Annotated in this window: 21 protein-coding genes and 2 pseudogenes; 8 read left to right on the top strand and 15 right to left on the bottom strand. The window is 60.8% G+C overall.

Features of this window, described 5'->3' with window-relative positions; genetic code table 11:
* Positions 1-91: 91 nt before the first annotated feature.
* Positions 92-322: a helix-turn-helix transcriptional regulator gene (locus SIN04_RS20330; RefSeq protein ID WP_423136037.1), complete on the bottom strand. Its 231-nt coding sequence runs from the start codon at positions 320-322 to the stop codon at positions 92-94.
* 329 nt (positions 323-651) lie between these two features.
* Here SIN04_RS20330 and SIN04_RS19185 point away from each other — a divergent pair, with 329 nt between their 5' ends.
* Positions 652-957: a hypothetical protein gene (locus SIN04_RS19185; RefSeq protein ID WP_134491860.1), complete on the top strand. Its 306-nt coding sequence runs from the start codon at positions 652-654 to the stop codon at positions 955-957.
* A 167-nt stretch (positions 958-1,124) separates the two neighbouring features.
* On the opposite strand, the gene SIN04_RS19180 is transcribed toward SIN04_RS19185, so the two are convergent.
* A protein-coding gene (locus tag SIN04_RS19180; protein WP_134491270.1) for an IS3 family transposase occupies positions 1,125-2,314 on the bottom strand; the annotation gives its coding sequence in 2 pieces (ribosomal slippage) (positions 1,125-2,056 and positions 2,056-2,314; 1,191 coding nt in all).
* Positions 2,315-2,378: 64 nt separating this feature from the next.
* On the opposite strand from SIN04_RS19180, the pseudogene SIN04_RS19175 reads away from it, so the two are divergent.
* A pseudogene (locus SIN04_RS19175) lies at positions 2,379-3,403 on the top strand (IS3 family transposase); the annotation flags it as partial.
* Between the two features lie 1,013 nt (positions 3,404-4,416).
* Here the strand turns inward: SIN04_RS19175 and SIN04_RS19170 are convergent.
* Complete coding sequence (locus SIN04_RS19170) at positions 4,417-5,424, bottom strand: TAXI family TRAP transporter solute-binding subunit (RefSeq protein ID WP_166795997.1); 1,008 nt, start codon at positions 5,422-5,424, stop codon at positions 4,417-4,419.
* Positions 5,425-5,429: 5 nt separating this feature from the next.
* Entirely contained in the window at positions 5,430-5,717 is a 288-nt protein-coding gene (locus tag SIN04_RS19165; protein ID WP_134491853.1) for a hypothetical protein, read from the bottom strand.
* A 565-nt stretch (positions 5,718-6,282) separates the two neighbouring features.
* On the opposite strand from SIN04_RS19165, the gene SIN04_RS19160 reads away from it, so the two are divergent.
* Both SIN04_RS19160 and SIN04_RS19155 read left to right on the top strand, forming a co-directional pair.
* Positions 6,283-7,977, top strand: coding sequence for a SulP family inorganic anion transporter (locus SIN04_RS19160; protein WP_244605901.1), 1,695 nt, complete (start codon positions 6,283-6,285; stop codon positions 7,975-7,977).
* A gap of 159 nt (positions 7,978-8,136) precedes the next feature.
* The gene (locus SIN04_RS19155; RefSeq protein ID WP_341264150.1) at positions 8,137-8,901 is read left to right on the top strand and encodes a hypothetical protein; all 765 of its coding nucleotides are present in this window, start codon (positions 8,137-8,139) and stop codon (positions 8,899-8,901) included.
* 61 nt (positions 8,902-8,962) lie between these two features.
* On the opposite strand, the gene SIN04_RS19150 is transcribed toward SIN04_RS19155, so the two are convergent.
* Complete coding sequence (locus SIN04_RS19150; RefSeq protein WP_244605899.1) at positions 8,963-9,472, bottom strand: hypothetical protein; 510 nt, start codon at positions 9,470-9,472, stop codon at positions 8,963-8,965.
* A 303-nt stretch (positions 9,473-9,775) separates the two neighbouring features.
* Between SIN04_RS19150 and SIN04_RS19145 the strand changes: the two genes are divergently transcribed.
* Entirely contained in the window at positions 9,776-10,144 is a 369-nt protein-coding gene (locus tag SIN04_RS19145; protein ID WP_134491847.1) for a cyclic nucleotide-binding domain-containing protein, read from the top strand.
* 164 nt (positions 10,145-10,308) lie between these two features.
* Here SIN04_RS19145 and SIN04_RS19140 read toward each other — a convergent pair whose 3' ends face one another.
* Positions 10,309-11,592, bottom strand: coding sequence for a patatin-like phospholipase family protein (locus tag SIN04_RS19140; RefSeq protein ID WP_244605898.1), 1,284 nt, complete (start codon positions 11,590-11,592; stop codon positions 10,309-10,311).
* Positions 11,593-13,122: 1,530 nt separating this feature from the next.
* On the opposite strand from SIN04_RS19140, the pseudogene SIN04_RS19135 reads away from it, so the two are divergent.
* Positions 13,123-13,337: pseudogene (locus tag SIN04_RS19135) on the top strand (transposase); the annotation flags it as partial.
* Positions 13,338-13,437: 100 nt separating this feature from the next.
* On the opposite strand, the gene SIN04_RS19130 reads toward SIN04_RS19135, so the two are convergent.
* Positions 13,438-14,262 (bottom strand): sterol desaturase family protein, encoded by an 825-nt coding sequence (locus SIN04_RS19130; RefSeq protein WP_134491843.1) that lies wholly within the window; start codon positions 14,260-14,262, stop codon positions 13,438-13,440.
* Between the two features lie 312 nt (positions 14,263-14,574).
* Here SIN04_RS19130 and SIN04_RS19125 point away from each other — a divergent pair, with 312 nt between their 5' ends.
* Entirely contained in the window at positions 14,575-15,267 is a 693-nt protein-coding gene (locus SIN04_RS19125) for an orotate phosphoribosyltransferase (protein WP_134491841.1), read from the top strand.
* Between the two features lie 68 nt (positions 15,268-15,335).
* On the opposite strand, the gene SIN04_RS19120 is transcribed toward SIN04_RS19125, so the two are convergent.
* Positions 15,336-15,905: a phospholipase D-like domain-containing protein gene (locus tag SIN04_RS19120; RefSeq protein ID WP_134491839.1), complete on the bottom strand. Its 570-nt coding sequence runs from the start codon at positions 15,903-15,905 to the stop codon at positions 15,336-15,338.
* Positions 15,906-16,061: 156 nt separating this feature from the next.
* Between SIN04_RS19120 and SIN04_RS19115 the strand changes: the two genes are divergently transcribed.
* Positions 16,062-16,583, top strand: coding sequence for a hypothetical protein (locus SIN04_RS19115; protein WP_134491837.1), 522 nt, complete (start codon positions 16,062-16,064; stop codon positions 16,581-16,583).
* A gap of 24 nt (positions 16,584-16,607) precedes the next feature.
* On the opposite strand, the gene SIN04_RS19110 is transcribed toward SIN04_RS19115, so the two are convergent.
* From SIN04_RS19110 to guaB, 7 genes are all read right to left on the bottom strand, one after another.
* The gene (locus SIN04_RS19110) at positions 16,608-17,489 is read right to left on the bottom strand and encodes a sterol desaturase family protein (protein ID WP_166795995.1); all 882 of its coding nucleotides are present in this window, start codon (positions 17,487-17,489) and stop codon (positions 16,608-16,610) included.
* A 152-nt stretch (positions 17,490-17,641) separates the two neighbouring features.
* Positions 17,642-18,682 (bottom strand): potassium channel family protein, encoded by a 1,041-nt coding sequence (locus SIN04_RS19105; protein ID WP_134491834.1) that lies wholly within the window; start codon positions 18,680-18,682, stop codon positions 17,642-17,644.
* Positions 18,683-18,838: 156 nt separating this feature from the next.
* Positions 18,839-19,216, bottom strand: coding sequence for a DUF779 domain-containing protein (locus SIN04_RS19100; protein WP_134491832.1), 378 nt, complete (start codon positions 19,214-19,216; stop codon positions 18,839-18,841).
* A gap of 190 nt (positions 19,217-19,406) precedes the next feature.
* Complete coding sequence (locus SIN04_RS19095) at positions 19,407-21,572, bottom strand: malate synthase G (RefSeq protein WP_134491830.1); 2,166 nt, start codon at positions 21,570-21,572, stop codon at positions 19,407-19,409.
* Between the two features lie 282 nt (positions 21,573-21,854).
* Positions 21,855-23,156, bottom strand: coding sequence for an RsmB/NOP family class I SAM-dependent RNA methyltransferase (locus SIN04_RS19090; RefSeq protein WP_341264149.1), 1,302 nt, complete (start codon positions 23,154-23,156; stop codon positions 21,855-21,857).
* Entirely contained in the window at positions 23,153-23,554 is a 402-nt protein-coding gene (locus SIN04_RS19085; RefSeq protein ID WP_341264148.1) for an MAPEG family protein, read from the bottom strand. Before SIN04_RS19085 ends, SIN04_RS19090 begins: the two co-directional genes overlap by 4 nt.
* A gap of 126 nt (positions 23,555-23,680) precedes the next feature.
* A complete protein-coding gene (gene guaB, locus SIN04_RS19080; RefSeq protein ID WP_244606006.1) occupies positions 23,681-25,090 on the bottom strand; it encodes an IMP dehydrogenase in 1,410 nt (469 codons plus the stop codon).
* Positions 25,091-25,099 lie beyond the last annotated feature (9 nt).

Below are 25,099 nucleotides of genomic sequence, written 5' to 3'. Positions count from 1 at the left end.
CACCACCCGCCGGGCCAAATTCGGTTGACGCCTCACCGAGCCTGGCCGCTGCGACGGGCGCAGCGCGGGGGGCAGTCTCGGCCCATGCGGGTCACTGTCCCTCACGCGGATCGTTTAGCCTTGCGCTGGCTTGCGTGACTTCTTCGGCGCGCTCTTCAGCACATCGCCCAAATCCAGTCCCAAGGCGTCCGCGATTCGCAGGCAGATGCAGGCTTGGGGATCGTTGGCCCTTTTCGATGAGCCCAATGGTCGTTCGGTTGACGCCGGAAATGGTTCCGAGCTTTTGCAGCGAAAGGCCCTGACGGACGCGTTCCTGCTCCATTTTTCCCACAACGAACGTCAATATGGCTTCTGCTTCGCGATAGTTCATCCATAGCAGATTGCCGCATGTTCATAATGTACTGTGATGAGACTATTGCATCACTATTCCATAGATGGTAATTATAATACATTATACTCGACTTAAGCGTTTAATCGACTTTACACATATATTCGGAATATCATTTCTTATGGCACTAAATCTCTCGTTTTCATTGCCATTCCGCTCAACAGTAAGAAATTTATAAATTCGACAATGACAGCTATCGTCGCAATTGCGCTGATGTGCCTTGGAGGATGTCCCTCACGCATTCCATTAGAGAAGCTCGTTACATGATAAAGAAGAAAAGCCCCGTTACCCTTTCCGCCATCGCGCTCGCCCTTATACCTACCGCAGCATGGATTTTGTTCGGCTGCCTCTGGATAGCTCCAACGGTTTCTCTTTACGAGCGCGGTTATGGAAGAGCCTCATCGTGGCTGCTGATATTAGTTCCTGTCTCGATCGGGATTGTAACAATGGCAGTATCAGTCAAGTTATCTCGGACAGGGCGCAATATCTCGCCATTTGTGGTTTCTCTTTTATCTGCCCTCGCTTTCATTGCGTATTTTCTAATTGCTATGACACTGGCGGCAACTTAAATTATTTGGAGGATTCATGCCTAGCTTTTCCCAAAACGGTTTTACAGTAACTCAGACATCGACGGGCGTTACAATCACGCCGTCGGGTGGTGATCCAATTACGGTCACGATAGCCGATTACGCCAGTATGGGAATCGACTTCACCGACTCTGACCTTGCCCCAAGTTTTATCCAGTTTTGAGTTCGCTCCGGCGGATTGTGATGCTCGTTTGAGCGGGGTGAGCAACGGGCGCAGGCGCGGAGCCTACCATCGAGCGCCGCGCCTGCACCCGTTGTGGTTCGAAGGTTGCGGCATATTCGGCCGGGGTGCGCCAGCCGAGGCGAGAGTGAGGTCGCCTGGTATTGTAATCGTCTCGCCAGGCCGCCAACATGGCTCTGGCATGCGGTAGCGACCGGAACAGCGTCTCATTCAAGAGTTCATCCCGCAACCGCCCATTGAAGCTCTCGATGAAGGCGTTCTGAACCGGTTTGCCTGGCGCGATGTAATGCCAGGCCACCAGACTGTCGTCCGCCCAGCGCAAGATCGCGTTCGAGGTGAGTTCGCTGCCGTTGTCGCTGACCACCATCTTGGGCTTGCCGTGCTCATGGATCAGACGATCCAGCTCCCGTGCGACCCTCAGGCCGGAGAGCGAGGTATCAGCCACCAGGCCAAGGCATTTGCGGGTGCAATCGTCGACGACCGCCAGAATGCGGAAGCGGCGTCCGTCGATGAGCTGATCCGAGACAAAGTCCAGCGACCAGCGGTCGTTGGGGGCAAAGGGGATCAGCATCGGCGCTCGCGTCCCGATCGCCCGCTTGCGCCCGGCACGACGCCGGACGGCGAGCTTCTCCTCTCGATAGAGCCGGAACAGTCGCTTGTGATTGACCACATAGCCCTCCCGTCGCAGCAGGACATGCAGGCGGCGATAGCCGAACCGGCGGCGCTCGTGCGCCATGGCCTTCATCCGCTCGCGCAGGGCGCCGTCATCCGTGCGGGCCGTCGCGTAGCGAACCGTCATCCGGCAGCAGTCGATCACCTTGCACGCCCGCCGCTCGCTCATCTCGAAGGCTGATCGAAGATGCGCGACGGCCTCTCGCTCGGCAGCGGGCGTCACCATTTTTTTCCAAGAAGATCTTTCAGCGCCGCATTGTCGAGCATAGCGTCCGCCAGAAGCCGCTTCAGCCGCGTGTTCTCGTCCTCAAGCGTCTTCAGCCGCTTGGCCTCCGACACATCCATGCCGCCGTACTTGGTCTTCCACTTATAAATGCTCGCGTCGCTGACGCCGTGCTTGCGGCACAGATCGGCTACCGAAACCCCGGCCTCGTGCTCCTTCAATATCCCGATGATCTGCTCTTCGCTGAAACGGCTGCGCTTCATTCTCCGGTCCTCATCATGGGCCAGAGCAAACTTCAAACCGGATAAGCCTCAGGGGGCAAGGTCAGTTCATCCGAACCAGATCAGGGACTGGAAGTCGCAATTGCTTGAAGGGGCGGCCGGGGTTTTCGGCGCCGACGCCACGAACGTCCAAGCCGCGCCGGTGGATTTGAAGGCGCTTCACGCCAAAATCGGCGAGTTGGCATTGGAAAACGATTTTTTGGAAGGCGCGCTCATCAAGGCCGGCATGCTGAGCGCAAAGCGATGATCGACCGCAATCACGATCTTCCTATCTCCCGTCAGGCCAAGATCCTAAATATCAGTCGCGGCAGCGTCTATTACAAACCTCGCCCGGTATCGGCCGAAGACCTCGCGCTGATGCGCCGCATCGACGAATTGCATCTGGAATTCCCGTTCGCGGGCAGCCGGATGTTGCGGGATTTTCTGAACCGCGAGGGCGTCGCCGCGGGCCGCCGCCATGTCGCCACGCTGATGAAGCGCATGGGCATCGAGGCGATTTATCGCCGGCCAAACACGTCAAAACCCGCGCCAGGTCACAAGATTTACCCGTATTTGCTGCGCGGATTGAAGGTCGATCGCCCGAACCAGGCGTGGGCGATGGACATCACCTACATCTCGATGGCGCGCGGCTTCGTCTATCTCGCCGCGGTCGTCGACTGGTTCAGCCGTCGCGTGCTCAGCCACCGCGTGTCAATCACAATAGAGGCCGATTTCTGCGTCGAAGCGGTGGAGGAGGCGTTGGCGAAGTATGGCAAGCCGGGGATTTTCAATACGGATCAGGGAAGCCAGTTCACCAGCGAGGCGTTCACCAGCGTGCTGATCGCCAACAAGATCGCAATCAGCATGGATGGCAAGGGCGCCTGGCGCGACAATGTTTTCGTCGAGCGCATCTGGAAGTCGGTCAAGTACGAAGAGGTTTATCTGCACGCCTATGACAGCGTCGGCGTGGCGCGCACCTCGATTGCCCGATATCTAAACTTTTACAATCGGCGGCGCCCGCATTCGAGCCTTGACCGACGCACGCCGGACGAGGCTTATTTCGAACCGACGCCCATCTTGGCGGCGGCCTGAATTTTCCGCCGCCGGGTGCTGGATGCGACTGCGGCCGGGCTTCGCCCTCCCTGCGTCACACCCAACACCCGGCGCCCTCTAACGAAAGCAACCCGGCGGAACGCCACTTATCTTTCGCGGAAAACTGTTTAGACAACCCGAGCCAGCTCTAACACAACTCATTACTCGCGAACAGGCTGCGACTGAAAATCGCAGTGTCGGTGCTTCGATTCCGCCCCTGGGCACCATTTAATCCCTTTCGAAATAATGATTTTTCGCTCTGGCATTTTCCGGCGGCACCCCAGAAGCTCGGTTCCTGTGTAATTCCTGTGTAATTACGCCAGCCGAATAGTTGGGTACCTAACCCCTAAAGTCGTAAGTCGGGCGGGGATCGAACGAAACCGCCGACCGGAGCCGCCAGTCGCTCGACGTGCGCCCTGCTTAATTCGATCCAAGAGCCAGCTTTGCACCTGACAGCAGACATTCGTTGCGAAAGGGCGCGCTTCCGGTTTGCGCCCGGCTCAGTCGTTCCAGGCAGTCTCGTCGTCGCTCGAACGCAGACCTTCGGCGACGTGGAGCGAGGACGCCGCCCCGATCGGGGCGGAATCAAACTCATCGGCGCGCCCGACGCGTTTTTGGTCATCGACTGTCAAATCGCGTTGACTGTCTCTGGCGATTGTCATCAGCCGCGCAACGGTGCGCGAGGAGGTACACGCGCAAGGCTCCGTGTGCCGCGGTAAGCAATTTGAGAAATTTTGTCGCTTGAAAATCCGGGCCGCTACCGGCTGCTGGATCTTGACTGCGGGGACCAAAGTCACGGCTCTGGCTTGTCATGACCCCCATCATAAGATTAATCTCGCAAGCTGGTTCGGATGGCGAAACACGCGTTATTGGACGAATTCGGGAAGGACGCATTAGTCATGATAGCTGACCTTGGTGATTGTCGGCGGCTAGGTGGAAACCAATGCGGCGCGCGGGGCCGCAACATGGCAATGCCATTCAAATGGATAAAGGCGTTCGCGCCAAAATCATGGTCAAGCGCCGGAGTTCTTCTGAAGCTCGGCGCGCTTCTCTCGCACGATCCTGTTTATGTATCCGATGACGAGAGAATTGGCTCCGACTTTGCTGTCTTCGAGCCTGCCGTTGAGCGCCTCGGCCGAGATGCGTTCAATGGCGGCGTCGACCCGCGCGTTTATGGCCTCAAGCTCCTCCAGTGATGTCGCATTCTTGATGCTGTAAGAGATTTCGGGAACGGTCGCCAGCAGCAGAGCTTCCGGGGGGACGGGCCTGAGTAAATGCCAGATCGGCATCAAGGCCGAATAAAGTACGCCGAGAATGATCGGTCCCGTGTACAGCCAGTCCCCGTAGCGCTCCATGAAGGTCTGTTCCTCGCCGTCAAAAAACTCCTTCGCGCCCTTGTGCACCGGGATGATTGCGTCCTTATCGGTGCTCGCTGCCTTGATCAGCGCGGCGACCGGCGCGTCGGGGATAAATCGCTGCCGGTTCTCGAAAATGAAACGGGTCAATTCGGTGGCGATGTCGGAGCGCACGCTTTGGTCGGCGACAAGATAGGTCGTCACTAGCAGCGTCGTCACATTCTCGGCCGGAACCGGCGGCGAACCCCCGAACGCGCCGGACAAAATTTCGCCTTGCTCAAATTCGGGCGCGGCGGCTTCAATCGCCTCGGCGTCATCGATCGACACAAAGCCCATCGACTTGCGGGTCAATCTCCGGACGGACGCCCATCGCTCCGATATCGCGCCGCTCTTCGTCGTCGGGATTATGAATAGCAGCGCGTCAATTTTCTTTGCGTTGATCGCCGCCGCTATCTCGGCGACCACAGGCGGTATGTCGGATAAGAATTTGCCATGGTAGTGCAATCGCGTCCACGCCATGAGTCTGGCGTAAGAACCCGGCGGCCCGACCAATCCCAATGTCTTGTCCGCCAACTCGCGAAAGTTCTCTATCTTCGCCGATTTCGGCGCGATGATCGTGATTGGATCGCTATGCAGGACAGCAATCGATCGGACCCGATCCGGCACGTCTCCTAAATTTCGGATGACGGCGAGTTGCGCTTGCCCCTTTTCAGGCGCTCAAGTGATTCAATCGGCCCGGGGGGGGGCTGTTGGATCGAAAGGCGGATGTGCGATCCGTTGGTCGCTAGAGCTTGAGCCATGGAGGCGATCAGTTCGGCGTCGTCGAAGGTCGACGGCCCGACCGCGGCGGAAAGAATGACCGGGCGATAATAAAAATGCCAGCCCCACGCGGCGAGGCCAGCGATCGACGCGATACAAAGCACGCCAATTGTCCGTCGCAGGCTCGCGCTGAATTTCATAACGCCTCCGAACGGCAAGGAGAGCACTCTGCGTCTGCATGGCTCGGCGGCGATATTGGCGGTTGCTCCCGAGTTGCGCAACATCCGCGAATTCCGGTTCGCCCGACGCGGAGGAAAACGCCCGAGAGTGAGCCGACGCAGTCCTCTCGCCGTTGCAGGGTACCATCGCCGCCGCGGGCCTCTGCCGGTTTTGCTGCCGAACTGCTGCTCCAATCCGCCGGCGCAAGCGGCGATGATCTCGTCCTGGAGTGACCTGCCGCCCACGGCGCTGGCGACAAGGACGCCAGCGATCAACTGTGTCAAAATCCGGATGGTGGCGGATTTTCGGCGGCTTGCGCCTGATTTAGCTAGCTTGCTTCGATTTGCCGTTGCATTTTGGGCGGACAGGAAAGACCGATAGAAAGCGACACATGGCGTCGCGACCGTGGTCATTTCCTGGTCCGAAGGCGAACTCTACGGCGCCAGCACGCCGCCGCTGGCTCGGCCGGTCGTTGTAAGTGACGTCGAGCCGGCAATCTCGACGGGCTGAGCGGGCGGCGGCAGGGGCGCAAGCGTGGGCTGGTCGGTGGGGTCAGTGATTCTGCAGAGCTTCCGGGGCTACAGACCAAACTGGCTGCCCCACGACGCCGTGGCCGGACTCGCGGTCGCAGCCGTTGCGATCCCGAGCGCCATCGCCTATCCGGCGATCGCCGGCCTCCCGCCGCAGGTCGGCGTTTATTCGAGCATCCTCCCGCTGTTGGGCTATGCTCTGCTCGGGCCTTCGCGCCAACTCATCGTCGGGCCCGACGCCGCAACGATGACGGTGCTGGCCGCCGCCCTCGCCAATGTGGCGGCGAATGCGCCGGATGAGCGCGTCGCCGCGGCCGCGGCGGTCGCCCTCGCCGTTGGCGTTTTCTGCCTTTTGGCCAGCTGGCTTCACCTTGGCGTGGTCGCCGCCTTCCTGTCGAAGCCGATCCTGGTCGGCTTTATCAGCGGCGTCTCGATCTCCATCCTGGTCGGACAGATCGGGCGTCTCACCGGCCTGCGGATCGAATCCGAAGGTCTTGTCGCTCCCATTGTGGAGCTGGTCCGGAAAGCCGGTTCGATTCACCTGCTTTCGCTCGCCGTCGGGACGTCGGCGTTCGCCCTGCTCCAGATCTTGGCGGCGCTGCGTTCGCCGGTTCCAGGCCCCCTCGTCGTCGTCGTCTTCGCAGTCATATCCTCCGCGATCTTCCACTTGGAGCAACGCGGCGTCGCCGTTGTCGGAAGCCTGCCGAATGCCTTGCCTACACTGGGCCTGCCCGACATGTCTCATCTATCCTTGTCCGAGGTCGCGCTCGACGCGGCGGCGGTCTGGCTCGTCAGCTTTGGTTCGGGCGTCGTCGCGGCGCGCAGTTTCGGCGCGCGGGGCAAGTTCGAGGTCAACGCCGACGCCGAGCTGATCGGATTTGGCGGCGCCAATCTCGCGTCGGGACTGTTCGGCGGCTTTCCCGTAACCGTCTCCGACTCGCGCACGGCCATCAACATGACTGTCGGTGGGCGATCGCAGGCCTCGGGCGTCATTGCAGCTCTCGCTCTCGCCGCGACCCTTCTCTACCTCAACGAGGCGCTGCGAATTTTGCCGACGCCGGCGCTCGGCGCCATTCTGGTCGGCGCCGCGATCAGCCTCGTCGATGTCGCAAGCCTGCGCGAGATTTGGCGCATCAGCCGCATGGAGTTCGTTTTCGCCCTGATCGGGATGGCGGGGCCTATCAGTCTCGGCGTGCTGCGGGGCGTCGTGATCGCCATTGGCGCGACGCTTCTTTACGTCCTGCTCCGGGAAATGCGGCCGCATGACGCTATGCTCGGCGTGATCCCGGGCCGCCGCGGCTTTTACAAACTGCACCGGTTCAAAGAGGCGCGACCCATTCCCGGCCTCGCGCTCTTCCTTCTTCAGGGCAGCCTGCTGTTCTTCAACGTCGATTACGTCAAGGCGCGGTTCATCGTGATCGCTCGAGACTTGCCTGCCGATGCGCGCTGGTTCGTGCTCGACGCTGGTGCGATTGCCCAGCTCGACTCGACGGCGGCGGCGATGCTGGCGGATGTGCGCGCTCTGTTCGCAGAGAAGGGCGTTGTGTTGGGGATCGCCGAATTGCACAAGGGGCCGCGCGACGTCCTGGAGCGGGCTGGGGTCCTGGACCAGATCGGCGAGACGATGGTTTTCGAGGATCTTGAGGAGGCGGCGACGGCTTTCGACAGGCTGCCTCTTAACGGGCCACCACAATCGCCGTGCTTGCCGTAGCCCTTGGTCGCGTCGGCGCGCGCGAGCGGTTCGCGCGTCCAAAGATACTCCCGCGTGGGCGTCAAGGACGCGCTGACGGCCTGCCGCCGAGAAGCGGACGCCATAACACTATCGCCAAGCAAGTTGCGCTTATTCCACTGCCGCCTGCGGATTAGAACAATGCTGGAGTTTACGAATTATCCGCTCACTGCTGTTTTCATCGGCAGTCTCGCCGCTCTTTTTTTGGCGGGCGAAGCAGGTCACCATTTCGGCGTGCGCGCCGGAGGAGAGGCCAATATCTCTACCTTGGAAGCCGCGATGCTCGGTCTCCTGGCGTTGATGATCGGCTTTACCTTCGCCATGGCGCTGACGCGATTTGATGAACGGCGCGCCGCGCTGCTGGACGAGGCGAATTCGATCGGAACGGCTGCTTTGCGAGCGCGGTTGCTGCCGGCGCCACACGACGCCGAGAGTCTGAAGCTCTTGCGCAACTATGTCCAGATCCGGTTGGAACTCACCAGCCACGTCCCGACGGCAGCCGAAACGCAGGTCGCGATTGCACGCTCCAACAAGATTCAAGAGGCGCTTTGGTCAGATGTCAAGTTGGTTATGGAGAAGAACAATGCTGTGGTGCCGACGGGGCTCTATATTCAAGCATTGAACGAAACGTTCGATAATCAGGAAAAGCGTCTGACTGCTTTACGCAATCGCGTGCCAAATATCGTCATTCTGGCGCTCTACAGCATTTCAATTGTCGCCCTTGGGTTCTCTGGCTACGCCAGTGGCGCCGCGGAACGGCGCTGGAGGTTGCCAGTTTATATCATGGGTCTCCTGATCGCCGCTGTTGTTTTGTTAATTCAGGATCTAGATCGACCCGACGCCGGGCTAATTTCCGTCAGCCAGCAGCCGATGGTCGATACAGCCAATGCCCTCGCGACCTATTAAGCTGTTCGAAATTAGACACCAACCGGCTACTCTGCCGGCGTTCGATACAGTTAATTATTTCTCACGCTCTTTGGTCTGCTGTTGCGCTTCGTGATTCCCGCAGATTATCGATCAGAATGTAGAGACTGACCAGTAGAACCCACGCTGGAAAAATGAATAAAACCCAGTCAAGATAGCCGCTGCCGACAAGTAGCAATGCAGCCAACGCATATCCCAGCAATGCGATCCAGCGGGCCGTGAGGTTGGTCTTTAAAGCCAGAGTCGACGTTGTGATCATAAAGACGCCCGCCATTTTGAGCGCGTAGATTTGCATGACGTTGTATGTGAATGCGCGGGCAAAGGCGAAGGTGGCGGATCCCGGAAGCTCCCCTGACGCGGCTGAATAGGCTAGGATCAATCCCCCCATGGCTGAGGCCGCGACGAACAGCATCCCGAGAAAGATGAGACCGCTGCCGAGGAAAACAGTTGCAAAAAACTGGTCTTCTCGCTGCCCGAGGCGATCTCGTAGAACGCCGAGGAACCAGAAGAAGGCGACGCCCGCAAAAGGAACGAAATTCAAAGCAAGCGACACTCTTCTCGAATGAGTGTGGAGCCACGAGCCAGCCTCAAGCGGGTCGACGGGCACCGAGCGCCACAGCAGCCAGAGGCTGCAAATCAGGAGGATCGAAAAAATGATCCCGGCGATTGCGGCCGCTCGCGGCGTTCTCAGGCCGGGCCGGACGAGTGATGTCCTAGTGTCGACCACGCCGAGGGAAGGATCGTCCACACGGTTTGGCATCATATCCTTGCTCCTAAGGAGCGGCCGTCGAACGACCTCCTTGAGACTTCGGACGCTTCTCGACTCCGCCTGAGGAGGGTCAGCTCCCCCCTGCTCGTGACCGAATTCGGCGCCTTGCGTCTGGCGTTTCCTGCCGGCAGGTCGTCGCTCGCTCAAGCAATTCTAACTGCTCAGTCGGACGAAGCCATCAATTTCAGAAGTTTTCAGGATGCCGGGTTGCTTTCGCGGTCATTCAAGACTGGAGAAACGATATTCAAACACGCCGATCCGATGGCCGAGTTGTATTGCGTTGAGAGCGGGCGCCTCGGATTGTATCGCGGCGACCGACAGTTGCTCGTCGTCGGGCCGAATGGCATTTTCGGTGAAATGTCGTCGATCGAAAATGAGTTGAGCGACGCCACGTCTATCGCCGAGACCGATGTCACGCTGGCCGCAGTTTCTCAGAAGGGCTTTGTTCTGCATTAGCAAGACGCCCAACTTCGCGCTTAAGGGCATGCGCGCTGGCGCGCCAGTTACGCGCAGAGCTGATCGGAGGTATTGACCTCTCGGCCTCGAATGTTAGCGTCAGCACCGCCTTCAGCGTGACGCTACCAAAATGACGGGCGACACATGGATCGTACCAAACATCGTCACCGGGCCGCCCGAAAGCCCGGCGGCGCATGGCCCCATGGGTAACCCTTCGCCGCCTTCTCGTAGGCGAAGCGATATAAAGCGCGCATATATTCCTGGTCGAATTCTACCTTGTGCTCCGCCTGAAAGTCGTCGCCAATGTAAGCGACGTTGAAATTTGCGCCAGCGTGCTGCACCTCCAGATAGATCCGGTAGAGATCGCCAAGGCCCACATAATTGATCATTATCGCGACAGCCTTGCCGGCAATTGGAAGGGTCGCCCGCTGCACGTCACTCCAATCACTAGTCAGGCGTGAATTGCGAATGACATAACAATCGTAGGCCTTTCTGCTGAAGCCTGACTTTTCTTGCGCAACGCGCACGTCGAGACTGGACGGAATTAGAAATGCCTGGCTCACAGCGCCGCCATCGACGTGCATCTCCTGATATGATTTGCCATTGGCGGTTACGTCGAACAACACCGGTGGAAACGCCCCTGGTATGGATGCGGACGCGAGCAGGATTCGACAGATGACATCGGTCGCGCTTGGATGGCCGCTCGCGGCGATCGCGCCGATGTTCCAAAGCACTGGCACGCCGGCGTCGAGATCGGTGGTCTGGATCAGCAGAAGTCGTCCTTTGCCGTATTCTGCGGCGATCTTCGCGAGCAATTCTTGGTTGAAATAGTTTGAAATCAATCCAAGCAGCGGGCTCGTGTCCGCCATCGCGTCCTGCATAAGGGCGGCGAGAGGGAGAAATCTCTTTCTAAAGACTTTCGATGGGTCGATGTTGGTGTAAACGTCAGTGAGAGCCGCATCATATTTGGGGCCAAGGAAGGCGAACGGCGCCGTCAGAGCTCCGGTGCTAACTCCGGTGACCAGCTTGAATTTCGGACGGCCGCCATGTGCGGTCCAACCGACCAGCAGTCCGGCGCCAAAGGCGCCCTTGTCTCCCCCTCCAGAAAGTGACAGGTACTGCGCGTCCGGCAGGGGGGCGCCGCGGCTCAGCCCAAGATTTTTTGCTTCGCGAACGAGCGCTTGCTCCTGCTCGACGGAAATCGCCGCCGGCTGAGAAAGGAAAAAGCGAGCATTTGGGAGGCCGAGCGCAATCGCATCACCAAACTCGGAAAGCGGCACAGACCTGCGATGGCCGCGCTGCGTGTAAGCGGATAAAACCGCTGAAATGGCGGCGCGAATTCGGTTTGCCGAGGGACGGCGCCGTGGGTCGAGTTCGTCTGCACTTGGCATGTTCTCTAAGCCGGATAGGCAAAGTTTATCGGGGACGGCAGTTGCGCGCGGGCGCATCACGAGTCCGACCGCCTGGGCACATTAGCACATCCACGACGAGTTAGGCCAACAGGATCGCCAATGTTATCGGAGCTGAAGCTTCACACCCACGAGCAGCGACAAGGACTCCAAAGCAGAGATCGCGCCTCCCCAGCCAGCCAGTGTTGGTTCAAAACTCGAAACCTCAGAATTTCGCGCTTAAGGTCATGTGCGCGCTGGGCATAGGTCGAGCGTTGAGTTCGTCGATGCGCATCGAGGCTTATTGTTCAATAGCAGGGCGGGTAGGGCGCATATCCGCATAGTGGTCGGGGGTAAACGCCACGACGCACATAGCCTCCCCGATAGACGCCTCCCCGATAGACGCCTCCCCGATAGACGCCTCCACGATAGACGCCTCCACGATAGACGCCTCCACGATACACGCCCCCGCGATGGACGCCTCCATGATAGCCGCCTCCGTGATAGCCGCCTCCACGGTGTCCACCGCGATAAGCCAAGGCGTCAGTTGAGACAGCAGCGATGGAAAGGAATGCAGCTGCGGCAATGGAAATGGTGGTTCTACACCACATGGCGTTTCTCCTCTCGAAGTGCCGCCGGCGTCACAGGACCATCCGCGATTGTTATTTCGCCGACCTACCTAGACTAGGCTCTCTGCTTGGGCAGCGTTGACCGCTACGGCAGCCGCTTGGCGCGGCCCTTGAATGCTTAAGATCTAACTTCTAGCATAAAATCGCTTGAAATCCTAGGACTTAGGCGGGGTCAACGTTGCCACAATCATGCGGCTTTATCCGCCGCTACCGATTAAGCCTGTAGTTTCGCGTTCGCTTGTGAGACTCGAAGATTCAGTGTAGCGCCAATCGAGCACTGAGCAGAAGCTGCGCTTCGAGGAATCATAGGCCAGCGCGCTTGATCGCTCTGATCCGGATCAATGCAACCCAACACGGTGGAGCAACAATGAGTTGCTAGTGAGCGCTCTACGCGATAGAAGTTAATGTAAGAAACCCAGGTTTAGGGTCGCCGGTCACATAAGAGGACCGCTTTAGGGAGGACGGCTTATGAGTGAGAAAATCGACTCGGAAATCGTGTCCCGCCGAAGGGCGCTTTGCCTTTTAGGACCAGCCGCACTAGGCCTCGCTCTTCTGCCTATAGTGCTAACGGTATCAGATGCTGAAGCTCAGACGTATGGGATGCAGCGACGTGCAGCGCGACGCACCGGTCGCCAAATGCACCGTCAGCATCGGCGCACCGGTCACTACTAGTCCCGTCGCTGCCGGGAGTAGTCGAAATTTAAAGCTCGCATCAAGTTGGCTATCCTCGACATCCCCTCGTCACAGCTCTAAACAGCGAAGCCAAACCTTGCGCTTCCCCTCCCCAGCGCTCAATGGTGCTGGGGTCCCCTTGGCGGTCGTACCGAGGGGGCCACCTAACGAATTGTCCAATATCGGCGGGCACACTGGTGCACACGACGGAGCTTTGACGCCGCCGCACAGAAACTTAAATCCAGTCCGAGTTAGTAGCAGGACGGTTAGAAGCGATATTCGCAATAGGGGTCTGCCGTCGCCAGAGCGGCTGTTGCGCGCGATGCTGGAACGGCTCGACACGGACCTGTTGTTTCGCTGGTTCGTCGGGCTCGGCGTCGACGATCCGATGTGGCGCCCGACGGTGTTTTCGAAAAACCGCGACCGTCTGCTGGAAGGGGCCATAGCGGCGCGAAGTTTCTCGCCGCCGTCCTGGCGCGCCCGCGCGTCAGGAAGCTAAACAGCCACCCCAGCCCAACCGGCGGAGAAAATCCCCTGATCGCTCCCGAAAATTTCCGTCGAGAGCCAAGCAGCTCCCGAAATCAGGGCGCTTTTCAGCAGCCTGTTAGTGCGCCGCCTCGTTCTGCGCCTGTCCGCTGTTTTGCTTCGGCTGACCGCGATCGCCGACAAGATCCCAGCGAGTTGCAAAAAACGTATCGCAGATGCCGGGGCTGCCAAAACCGTCGCTGAAGCTGACATTGCTGCGGCGATGATGCTCCGCATGCGCCTTGCTTGTGATCGCGGCGGCGAGCACGTCGATCAGTCGCCCCTTGAGGCCGCTGACGCCGCGCGGCAGACGCGCCGAGAAATCATAGCCTGAATGTTCGTAAAGGCCGCCGATCGCGCCAAGGCTCGCGACGAGGAGTTGAAACGAGACATCCGCGCCGGCCGCGACGACAATGAGCGGCAGAAGATAAGGCAGTACGATCTCAAGGAAGAAATCGGCATAGCCCATATAGCAGGCGCTGATGGCCCTGCTCGCTCCCGTCGAGTGGTGCACGCTATGCCCGAGCTTGCGGATCATGCCAGGCCGATGCAGCAGGAAGCGATGGGCGGCATACTGGACGATGTCGTGGCCGACCCCCATCAAGATCATGGCGGCGAGGAAATGCAGGACGCCCAGATGCGGCGCGCCGACGAAGGCAAGGCCGGCAAATTGCACCAGCATCATCGACGGCAGCAGGATGAAGAACTGGTTGATCAGCACGCGCGGCAGAAGCTCGAAATAGCTTTGCCGCTCCACGGCGCGCATCTTGAAGGCGCGCATCCGGCCCGTGCGGTCGCACCATTCGAACCAGAGGCCGACGCCGTGATAGACGACCATCTGTACTGCAAAGGTCAGAATGGAAAGCGGAAGCCACGAAGGCAGGGAGCCATTCAACTCAGTCACGTCGTGCATCCTTTTGAAGGCGCGTCACCATAGTTTGTCCTTCCGTTTATCCCGCGGCCAAGGCCAAGCGCAAATCCCGCCCGTTTCTTTCGACCCATTACGCCAGTTTTAATTTGATTCAACGCATAAATGCGACGGAAATACCGCAATTTTTATGTCATCACATAACGCATCTCTTTGTTTCAGCATGTGATATTAGATTTATTCTATGAGACGCGGCGGGCGGGCCTTTCGCAGGACCGTCGCCCTTGCCAATCGGCGCAAATAAATTAGGACAGGGCGGTCCGATCGACCGCAAAGGGAATGGAATTGATGAACGCGCCTTCGCCCGAAAAGCAAATCATCGCCCGGGAAACCGCCAAAATGCTGATCGAGGTGGAGGCCATTCTGTTCAACGCGGAAAAGCCGTTCATCTTTACCTCCGGCTGGGCCAGCCCCGTCTACACCGACATGCGCAAGATTATCTCCTATCCGCGCCTTCGCACGCGGCTCATCGATTTCGCGGTCACGACGATCGAGCGCGAGATCGGCTATGAGCGCCTTGACGTCGTCTCCGGCGGCGAAACCGCGGGCATCCCCTATGCCGCGTGGCTTGCCGACCGCCTCATGCTGCCGATGCAATATATCCGAAAAAAACCGAAAGGCTTTGGCCGCAACGCCCGCATCGAAGGGGACCTGCATGCGGGCGGGCGCGCTCTGCTGGTCGAGGATCTCGCTACCGACGGGCGCAGCAAGGTGAGCTTTTGCGAGGCCCTGCGCGAAGCCGGTCAGAGCTGCGACCATGCCTTCGTGTTCTTTTTTTACGATATCTTTCCGCAAACGGCCTCGATCATGGCGGATCTCGGCGTCACCTTGCATTATCTTGTCACCTGGCGCGACGTCCTCGCCGCCGCGCGCGAAAACACCTATTTCAAATCGCAGACGCTGGATGAAGTTGAAAAATTCCTGGGCGCGCCTGCCGAATGGTCAGCCGCCCATGGCGGGGTCTCGGAAATCAAAGGCTAGAGTATGGCCCGAATGTCGAAGACTTTTCGCTGATCACACCCGGTCTTGTGCACCGTCTCGCACGGACATCAGTCTCCTCGGCCCTGGACCGGTCTATTCCGCATCTTGCCGTCGAACGGCAGCGGCTCACTCTGCGCGAAGATCGCTTCGAAGCGGCGCGTGAAAACGGCGGCGGCTTCCGGATTTTCTATGATGATAAGGTCGTTATCCTGCCGCTTTAGCCCGGACGCGGAGAAATTCGCCGCGCCCGTTCGTAAAATACGACCGTCGATCTGATAGCTTTTCAGATGCATCAGCGGCGCGCCGGCGCGCTTCAGCCCGATCTCGACGTCGGGATTATCGAGCAGATCGTCGAAGGGGGGCGTTGGCTCGCGCTCGCCGATGCGGCCGCTGTCGAGGTAAAGACGGACCTTGACGCCGCGGCGCGCCGCGCGGCTCAACGCCTGCATCACCGGCCAGTCCGTCAGCACATAGGCGGCCATATCGACGCTGGTTTTGGCCTGATCGATCAGCGCGACGTCGATGCGCTCAAGATTTTCCGCCGGGGCATAGTGAACCATCGGCGTCGGCTCCGAGGCCGAAACCGCAATCGCAACGAGGGCGAAACCGAGGAGAGGGGAGCCGTGAAAAAGCGCCATGCCGCCTTCGGTGCCTGATTCGCCTGTCACGAGCCTGATGCGAAGTTGGACCGATCCATTTCACAAGGAGCAGTCTTGCCAGCGCGATCGGAGCGCGGCAAAGATCGCCGTGGCTCAATTTGCGTCGAGAGCCGTCTTTTTTTCGGGGAGGACAACATGGGTCGAAGCCTTCGGCACGAACGGCAGGTCCTGAATACGGACGAGATCTCGCTCGTCGAGGCCTCCCACCATCCAGGCCTCGCGGCCCTGTCGGACAAGGATCTCGCAGAGCTTCGCAAGCTCGTGCGCGATAGGCGCGATCGCGCGCGCGACATCGCCGCCCGCCAGAGACGCGAAATTCGCGGCAAGGCCGACCCGCGGGGCGCGCGCGCCGTGACGCAGGATGCGGGCTCGCGCGCGAAAAGAGACGTGCTCGCCGGCGCCATGCAGCGGATCAACAAGGAGGCTGCGCGGCGCGAATCGAGGGCGGCGCGCGACGCCATGAAAGACAGCGTCGCCCGCGCGCTTGAACTGCGCCGCAAGCGCGAAGCGCGGGCCGCGCGCCCGGCCGCCGGCCGCACGCCGAACGAGGGCATGCAGGCGAAGGACAGCGCCCGGACGAAACAGCGCGACCGCGCCAAGCTGGGCGCGGTCAGCCAGCACACCAGGAACATGCAGGCCAAACGCGACAACCAATAGCCGCGCGCCGATCAAAGAGGCGCGTTACGCTGTCCACCCCGGTGGCCCGAACATGCGCCCCCAGCGCTCGCGCCAACTGCGGGCGCGCAGGACGTCCCGCGCCATATCCCACAGTTCCTCATAGGCGATGACGAAAGGATTCGCCGGCTTCGAGCGCGCGGGGAGTACGCCATAGACGATGTCTATGTCCTTGCGCTCGGCCTGATAGGTGCCGAAGAGGTGGTCCCATATCAAAAGGACGCCGCCGAAATTCTTGTCGATATATTCCTTGTTGCAGGCGTGATGCACGCGGTGCGCCGAAGGCGTGTTGAGCGCCCATTCAAGCCAGCCGATGCGAGGCGCCAATTCGGTGTGAATGAAGAACTGATAGGTGAGGCTCGCCGACGCCATGCCGAAGACCCACTGCGGCGCAAAGCCCAGCCAGACGATCGGCAGATAAAAGAGAAAAACGCCGGAGAGCGCCGGCGTCCAGGCCAGCCTGAAAGCGGCGGTGAACACCATATGGTCGACGCTATGATGCACGCTGTGCGAGGCCCACAGGAAACGAATCCGGTGCGCGCAGCGGTGCTCGCAGTAAAAAGCGAGATCCGCCAGCAGGAAGAGCGAGACAAGCGCCGGCGCGTTATTGAAGGAGACGTCGATGGTGGAAAGGCGGAACTGGTAGACCGTCGCCGCGATGACTCCCAAAATCAGACCATTGATGATGGCCTGTGCGATGGCGTGTCCTATTGCGATCGTCACGGAGACGAGGCTGCCCTGCCACGGGTAGCGTCCGCCGCGCGCCTGAATGACGAGCATTTCGGCGAGAATGGCGAGCGCCATGATGGGCAGAGCCGCCGCGGCCACCTTGTTAGGCAGCCCATCGATCAGGGCGCGAAGCTGCGGGAAGCTGAGATTGAGCTCCATGATCCGTCCTTTGCCGCGCGATGAGCGTCTGACGATCAGCGCAGGCGCGCGGGGCAATGAAGCCATTAAACTCGAAAACTTACGCAGCCCTGATCTTTATCTTGGCTCTCTTTTCGTTTCAGCTTTGGCGGGAAATATGCAACGGGCAGGATCTACCGCGCCGCCTCCGCGAATTTGTTCAATATATTGGCGCGCCCGCTCCGGCCCAAAATCGTGACGCCGTCGCCGGCGGCGATCCGTGTGCCGGGCAGCGGGCGCTCGGCTCTTCCGCTGCCGGCCTGCTCAACCGCGATGATGAAAAAGCTGCGTTCGGCTTTCCTCTCGATTTCCTCAACCGTGAGCCCGGTGAACAGGCTGCCCTCGGCCGCGACGACGACTTCGATTTCAAGGCCGAGCGTACGCAGATCGAGGTCCATCTGGCGCCGGCGCTCCGCCGACTGGATAACCCCGGCGATTGATGGAAACAGGATCATCGAGGCGATCTGCTCCGCCCCGATATGGGCCGGCAGCACGACCGAATTGGCGCCGGCCTGCAACAGCTTTTTCTCCGTCGACGGCTCCTCGCCGCGCGCGATGATTTGAATCGCGCCATTGAGGCTGCGCGCGCTCAAGGTGATGAAGACATTGACGGGATCCGAGGAGACGACAGTGGCGAGGGCATGCGCGCGCTCGATGCCGGCCTGCTTCAGAACCGATTCTTCGGCGGCGTCCGCATGGATGCAGAGATATCCAAGCTCCCTCGCCTCCGTAAAACGGTTCTGCTCGGGCTCGATGACGACGAATTTAGCCTTGGCGGTCTGCAGCTCCTTGGCGAGCATGCTGCCTGTCCGGCCGAAGCCGCAGATGATGATGTGGTCGCGCAGATCTTCGATTTGCTTGTGCATGCGGGTCAATCCCAGCATCTTTTGGATTTGCGTCAGCGTGAGGAACTGGACCAGCGCGCCGGTGAGATAAATGATGCCGGTACAGCCGAGCACAATGACCGCGATGGTGATCGCGCGCAGTTCGACCGTATCGAGCGGATGGACCTCTTGATAGCCAACCGTGTAAACCGTCAGCACAACCATGAAGAGAGAGTCGCCGAAGCTCCATCCATTGTGCATGTAGCCAAGGATGCCGAAGCAACTGACGAGCAGAACGAAGACGACGCCAAGAATGAGATGGCGCGCCGCCGAATGGGCGAGCCACTTCATGGGATTCGCGGCGCCGGGGAAAGGCGGGGGCGGACCAAGCTAGATCTTTCTCAATTCTTGCGCCGGAACCAGCTCAGCCTTAAGCAAAATCAGCGCCGGCCGGCCTGCGCAGCGTATGCTCTCCCGCGCATAGTGCGGGACGGGCCGGGGCTGGCCTCACGCGGCGGCGTGAGGCTGCAACGGGGCAAGCTCCTTCGTTTCAGCCTCGGTGAAAACGTGACCCCGCGTCAAAAACCGCACGCCTTCCGGCGATTCCAGCGAAAAGCCGGCGCCGCGGCCCTTGACCACATCGATGATGAGCTGGGTATGCGACCAGAGCTCAAACTGCTCGGCCCCGATATAGACCGGGCAGCCGGCGATTTCGCCAAGCAGGACGTCGCTCGGCCCCGTGCGGAATTCATTGAGCGGGAAACACATCGCGGAGCTGCCGTCGCAGCAGCCGCCGGATTGATGGAATAAAAGGGCGCCATGCGCCGCCTTGAGACGGCCAATCAGCTCAACGGCCTTTTCAGTCGCGACGACCCGCTCGACCATGAAGCGCTCCTTTCGACAATGCCTCCCGCCGCCAGACGGCGGCTCCCGCAGCCAGTCTAGCATCATCCCGGCGCTCTGGAAGCCGCAATAAACGCGATCGCGGCGCGCCTTAAGCTCCGCGACCGCTGTTCGGCCGGTTCTTCAGGCGCGCGCGCCGAAGCGGCCGACCGAGCGGGCCGGCTGCTCCGCCTTAGGAAGCGTGCAGCGCCTTCGCCTCGCGGCGCCATCCCGTGAGCAGCGCCTCGGTATAGCCGTTCGGCTCGGCGCGGCCCTTGAAAATCAGATCGCACGCCGCCTTGAACGCCGGCCCGCCGAAGTCGGGCGCCATCGGCCGATAAAGCGGGTCCGCCGCATTCTGCTGGTCGACCACGAGCGCCATGCTCTTTAGCGCCTCGAGCACCTGCTCTTTCGTGGCGACGCCATGATGGATCCAGTTGGCGAGGTGCTGGCTCGAAATCCGCAAGGTCGCGCGGTCCTCCATCAGCCCGACGTCATGGATGTCAGGCACTTTGGAGCAGCCGATTCCCTGATCGATCCAGCGCACCACATAGCCAAGGATGCCCTGGCAATTATTTTCGAGCTCCTGCTTGATGTCGTCCGGCGCCCAATTGGTCCTGGCGAGCGGAATGGTCAATATGTCGCTCAACTTCGCCCGCGGACGTTTGCGCAAGAGGGCTTGCCTCGCCGCGACGTCGACCCAGTGATAATGCAGCGCATGAAGGGTCGCGGCGGTCGGCGAAGGCACCCAGGCAGTGTTGGCGCCCGCCAATGGATGGTTGATCTTCTTTTCGACCATCTCGGCCATATTGTCCGGCGCCGCCCACATCCCCTTGCCGATTTGCGCGCGTCCGGGCAGACCGCAGGCGAGGCCGACATCGACATTGGAGTTCTCATAGGCCGCGATCCAGGGCGTGCCCTTGATCTCGTCCTTGCGGATCATGGCGCCCGCCTCCATCGAGGTATGAATCTCGTCGCCTGTGCGGTCGAGGAATCCGGTATTGATGAAAAAGACCCGGTCGGCCGCGGCGTGGATGCAGGCCTTGAGGTTGACGGTGGTGCGCCGTTCCTCGTCCATGATCCCCATCTTTATCGTAAACCGCAGCAGGCCCAGCATATCTTCGACGCGAGCGAACAGATCATTCGCGAGCGCGACCTCATCTGGTCCGTGCATCTTCGGTTTGACGATATAGATCGAATGGCTGCGGCTGTTGTGCAGCGGGCCCGAGCTTTTGAGGTCGTGGACGGCGATCAGGGCGGTGATAGCGGCGTCGACGATCGTTTCGGGAACTTCGCGGCCTTCGGCGTCGAGCACGGCATCGGTCAACATATGATGACCGACATTGCGCACGAGCAGCAGACTGCGTCCATGCAAAGACATCGGCGCGCCGTCGCGGTCGATATAGGCGCGGTCGGGGTTGAGCCGCCGCTCGATGATGAGACCCTTCTTCTCAAGGGTCGCCTTGAGGGTTCCTTTCATCAGCCCAAGCCAATTGCCGTAGACGCCGACCTTGTCCTCGGCGTCGACCGCGGCGACGCTATCTTCAAGATCGACGATAGCGCTCAGCGCCGCTTCGAGAATGACATCGGAGAGTCCCGCCTTGCTCTCGGCGCCGACTAGCGTCAAAGCGTCGATCTCAAGTTCAATGTGCAGCCCGTTCTGACGCAGCAGCACGACGAAGGAGCCGGGTCCCGTTTTTCTGTGGCCAGCGAAACGGCCGGGATGGCGCAAGCGCGTCTGAATCCCGTTGTCGAGCTCGACCACCAACTCCCCATTCGCCACCTTATAGCTGATGACGTCTTTGTGGCTCCCTTTCGCGAGAGGCACGATCTCGTCGAGGATGACGCGGGCGTACTCGACGACGCGCGCCCCCCGCACCGTATTGTAGCCCTTGCCGCGCTCCGCGCCGTCCGCCTCGGGGATTACATCGGAGCCGTAAAGCGCATCATAGAGGCTGCCCCAACGCGCATTGGCGGCATTCAGCACGAATCGCGCATTGGAGGCGGGAACGACGAGCTGCGGTCCGGACACGCGCGCGACTTCCATCGTGTTTTCGGTGCGGATCGTGAAATCGTCCGGCTCCGGAACAATATAGCCGATCTCGCGCAGGAAGGCCTCATAGCCCGCCATATCGATCGGCTTCGACGCCTGCTGTTTATGATAGGCGTCGATCTTGCTCTGCAATTCGTCGCGGAATCGCAAATGCGCCTGAATGCGCGGCGTGAAATCTTGGATCAGTCCCGCAAGTCCAGTCCAGAACCGCTCGGGAGCAACGCCCGTGCCGGGCAAGGCTTCAGTCTCGATGAAGTCCTTCAGAACGGTCGCAACGCTTATCTTTCCGATTTGCGCGTAAGCCATCAGCTTCTCGTTTCCTCGAGTTTGTGCGTCCTCGACTTGTCTCGCGTCTCCTCAAATCCAGATCCCGGCGCACAAAGCTCAAGCTTAGGCAATTTTCATCCGGAATGGGAACAAAGCAAAGTCGGCGCCATCGTCTTTCGCAATAGCCCGTCGTCGCCGCTGGCGAAATAGGCCTTTTGGGCTAGAACTGCAACGCCTCAATCATGCAACAATAGGCGCCGGCGGCGATTCGCCGTCCTTTTCATGCGAGACAGGCTGCGCACGGAATCGGCCTGATTTTGGCTATGAAAGATTGCTCCTCGTCAGCAGCGCGATGAAAAATCCATCCGTGCCCGTTGTCGCCGGCGACAGCCGCACGCCCGGCCCCATGCTGGAGGCAAAAGCGACAAGCTGGGGTAGCCCGGCATTCTCCGCCATCTCCTGCGCGCTGACCGCATGGAAATCTGGATGGATCGCCAGAAAAGCCGCGATGCGGTCTTCATTCTCTTCGCGCAACAAAGAGCAGGTGACATAAAGAATGCGTCCGCGCGGCTTCACAAAGCGCGCGGCGGCCGCGAGCGTTTGATCCTGGTCGGCGATGCGCTGCTCGAGCGCGCCCGGCCGCATCCGCCATTTGGCGTCGGGATTACGCCGCCACGCGCCCGTGCCGGTGCAGGGCGCGTCGATCACCACGAGATCACAGGCCCCCAGGAGATCGGCAAGGCCATCCTCCCCCCGCCGTGGCGCCCGCACCTGCACATTGCGGGCGCCCGCGCGTTCGAGCCGGGCATAGATCGGCATCAGCCGGCGCCCGTCGCTGTCGCTGGCGTAGATCTGGCCCTTGTTCTGCATCAGCGCGGCGAGGGCAAGGGTCTTGCCACCTGCTCCGGCGCAAAGGTCCAGCACCTGCTCGCCGGGTTTGGCGGCGGCGAGCATGGCCGCGAGCTGCGAGCCCTCGTCCTGAACCTCGACGCGGCCCTTGACATAATCCGGCTCCGCGGCGAGCGCCGGATTGCGGCCCTCCGGCGTCAGAGGCAGGCGCAACCCGAGCGGCGACAGCGGCGTCACCGCGGCGTTGAGATGGGCAAGGCTCAAAAGCGCCTTGTCGCGCGAACACTTCAGCGTATTGACGCGCACGTCGACCGGAGCTCTTTCAGCGAGGGCCGATGTTTCGGCGATGAGACGGTCCGCGAAAACAGCGGCGAAAGAGGCTTCCAGCCAGGCCGGAAAATCGCCCGCGACATGGGCGGGCGCGCCCTCGAGGCTCGCCGTGGCGAACCGCTCCCGCTCCTTTTCGCTCATTGGAGCCGGCGCATGGGCCTCGCCGGAAAACAGCGCGGACGCCTCCTCAAGACTCAATCCGCGCACAAGGCGCAAAGCGCCAAGGATGACGGCGCGGGGACCCGCCTCGCCCATGACGAAGGCGGAAGACGCGCGCCGGCGCAAAGCGTCGAAGACGAGCGAGCCGATCGCCGAGCGGTCTTTCGATCCGGCGAAGCGATGCGCGAGGCCCCAATCCTTCAGGGCGTCGGCGGCGGGACGGCGACGCGCGTCGATATCCTCCAAAACTTCGATCGCCGCGGCGATGCGCGCGCCGGCGATCATAGCGGACTCAGAGTCGGCGGGAACAGGATGCGGATGGCGAAGATCAGCCACATCAGTAGCAACGTCAGCACGCCGACGAACCAGGATACGCCGCGCGCGGGCTGCCTGTTCGTGGTCGTATGGATCGCCGCATGGGCCAGCCGCGACAGCACGAAAATCCATTCCATGAAGATAAACAGATAGTCCGCCTTGTGCGTCAAAATGGCGAGCGGGATCAGAGCGAAGAACAGGACCGGAATCTCGAACTGATTCTTGAACGAATCCCCCGCGAGATCTGCGCGCCCGGCGTCGACGCCGCCGTTCAGCCGCGAGTCGCGCGCAAAAATCATCCAGAAGCCGAGCGCGAAAATGAGCGCCACCTGAACGAACACGGGCAGAAGGATCGAAGGTATGGACACAAGGCCTCACCGAAAAAGAGCGCCGGGCCTCGCGCTGTCGAGGGACCCGGAACAATCTTTGTCTATTGTCTTAGCGCATTCTCTTCAACGCGAACCGGCGCCTGCTTCGCTGCAAAATGCGCCAGCTCATGTCCCCGTCGGATAATTCGGGCTCTCGCGCGTGATCGCGACGTCATGGACATGGCTTTCGCGCAGGCTCGCCGCCGAGATGCGCACGAATTTCGCGCGCGCCTGAAAGGTCGGAATGTCGGGCGCGCCGACATAGCCCATGGCGGCGCGAAGGCCGCCGGCCAGCTGATGCACGATCGCATTGACCGGACCGCGATAGGGCACCTGCCCTTCGACCCCTTCCGGCACGAGCTTCAGGTGATCCTTGATGTCCTGCTGGAAATAACGATCGGCCGAGCCGCGCGACATCGCGCCGACCGAACCCATGCCGCGATAGGATTTGAAAGAGCGGCCCTGGTAGAGATAGACCTCGCCCGGGCTCTCATCGGTGCCGGCGAAGAGCGAGCCGATCATGACGCTCTCGGCGCCCGCCGCGACCGCCTTGGCGAGATCGCCCGAATATTTGATGCCGCCATCGGCTATGATGGGAATGTTCTGCCCGCGCGCGACCTCGGCGCAATCCATGATGGCGGTGAGCTGGGGCACGCCGACGCCAGCGACGATGCGCGTCGTGCAGATCGAGCCGGGGCCGATGCCCACCTTGACGCCGTCGGCGCCGGCGTCGATCAGCGCCTTCGTTCCATCCGCCGTCGCCACATTGCCGGCGATCAGCGATACCTTGTTCGAGATGCGCTTCAGGCGCGTAACCTGATCGAGCACGGCTTGCGAGTGGCCATGCGCGGTGTCGATGACAACGCAGTCGACGCCGGCGTCGATCAGCATTTCGGCGCGCTCGTACCCCTTGTCGCCGACGGTCGAGGCCGCGGCGACGCGAAGCCGGCCCTCGGCGTCCTTGCAGGCGAGCGGATGCAGGGTCGCCTTTTCCATGTCCTTCACGGTGACGAGGCCGACACAGCGGAAATCCTCATCGACGACGATCAGCTTTTCGAGACGATGCTGGTGCAGCATGCGGCGCGCCTCATCCTGGCTCACCCCTTCCCGCACGGTGATCAGGCTCTTGGTCATCAGATGCGAGACCGGCTCCAGCGGATTGTCGGCAAAACGCACGTCGCGATTGGTCAAAATGCCGCAGAGCCGCGCCGGTTTGCCGCCGGGGCCGCGCTCGACCACGGGAATGCCGGAAATGCCGTGGCGGCGCATCAGCGCCAGCGCGTCGGCCAGCGTTTCGTCAGGGAAAATGGTGATCGGATCAACCACCATGCCGCTCTCGTAGCGCTTGACCTTGCGGACCTCCTCGGCCTGCTCGGCCGGCTCGAGATTGCGATGGATGACGCCGATGCCGCCGGCCTGCGCCAGCGCGATGGCGAGCTTCGCCTCGGTCACGGTGTCCATCGCCGAAGATATGACCGGGATGTTCAGGCTGATCGTCGAGGTCAGGCGGGTGCGCAGATCGACGCCGCTCGGCATGACCTCGGA

Source organism: Methylocella tundrae (assembly GCF_038024855.1).
GTDB classification, from domain to species: domain Bacteria; phylum Pseudomonadota; class Alphaproteobacteria; order Rhizobiales; family Beijerinckiaceae; genus Methylocapsa; species Methylocapsa tundrae.
Note: the sequence above shows the minus strand (reverse complement) of the source record. Positions and strands in the feature narration are given on the sequence as shown.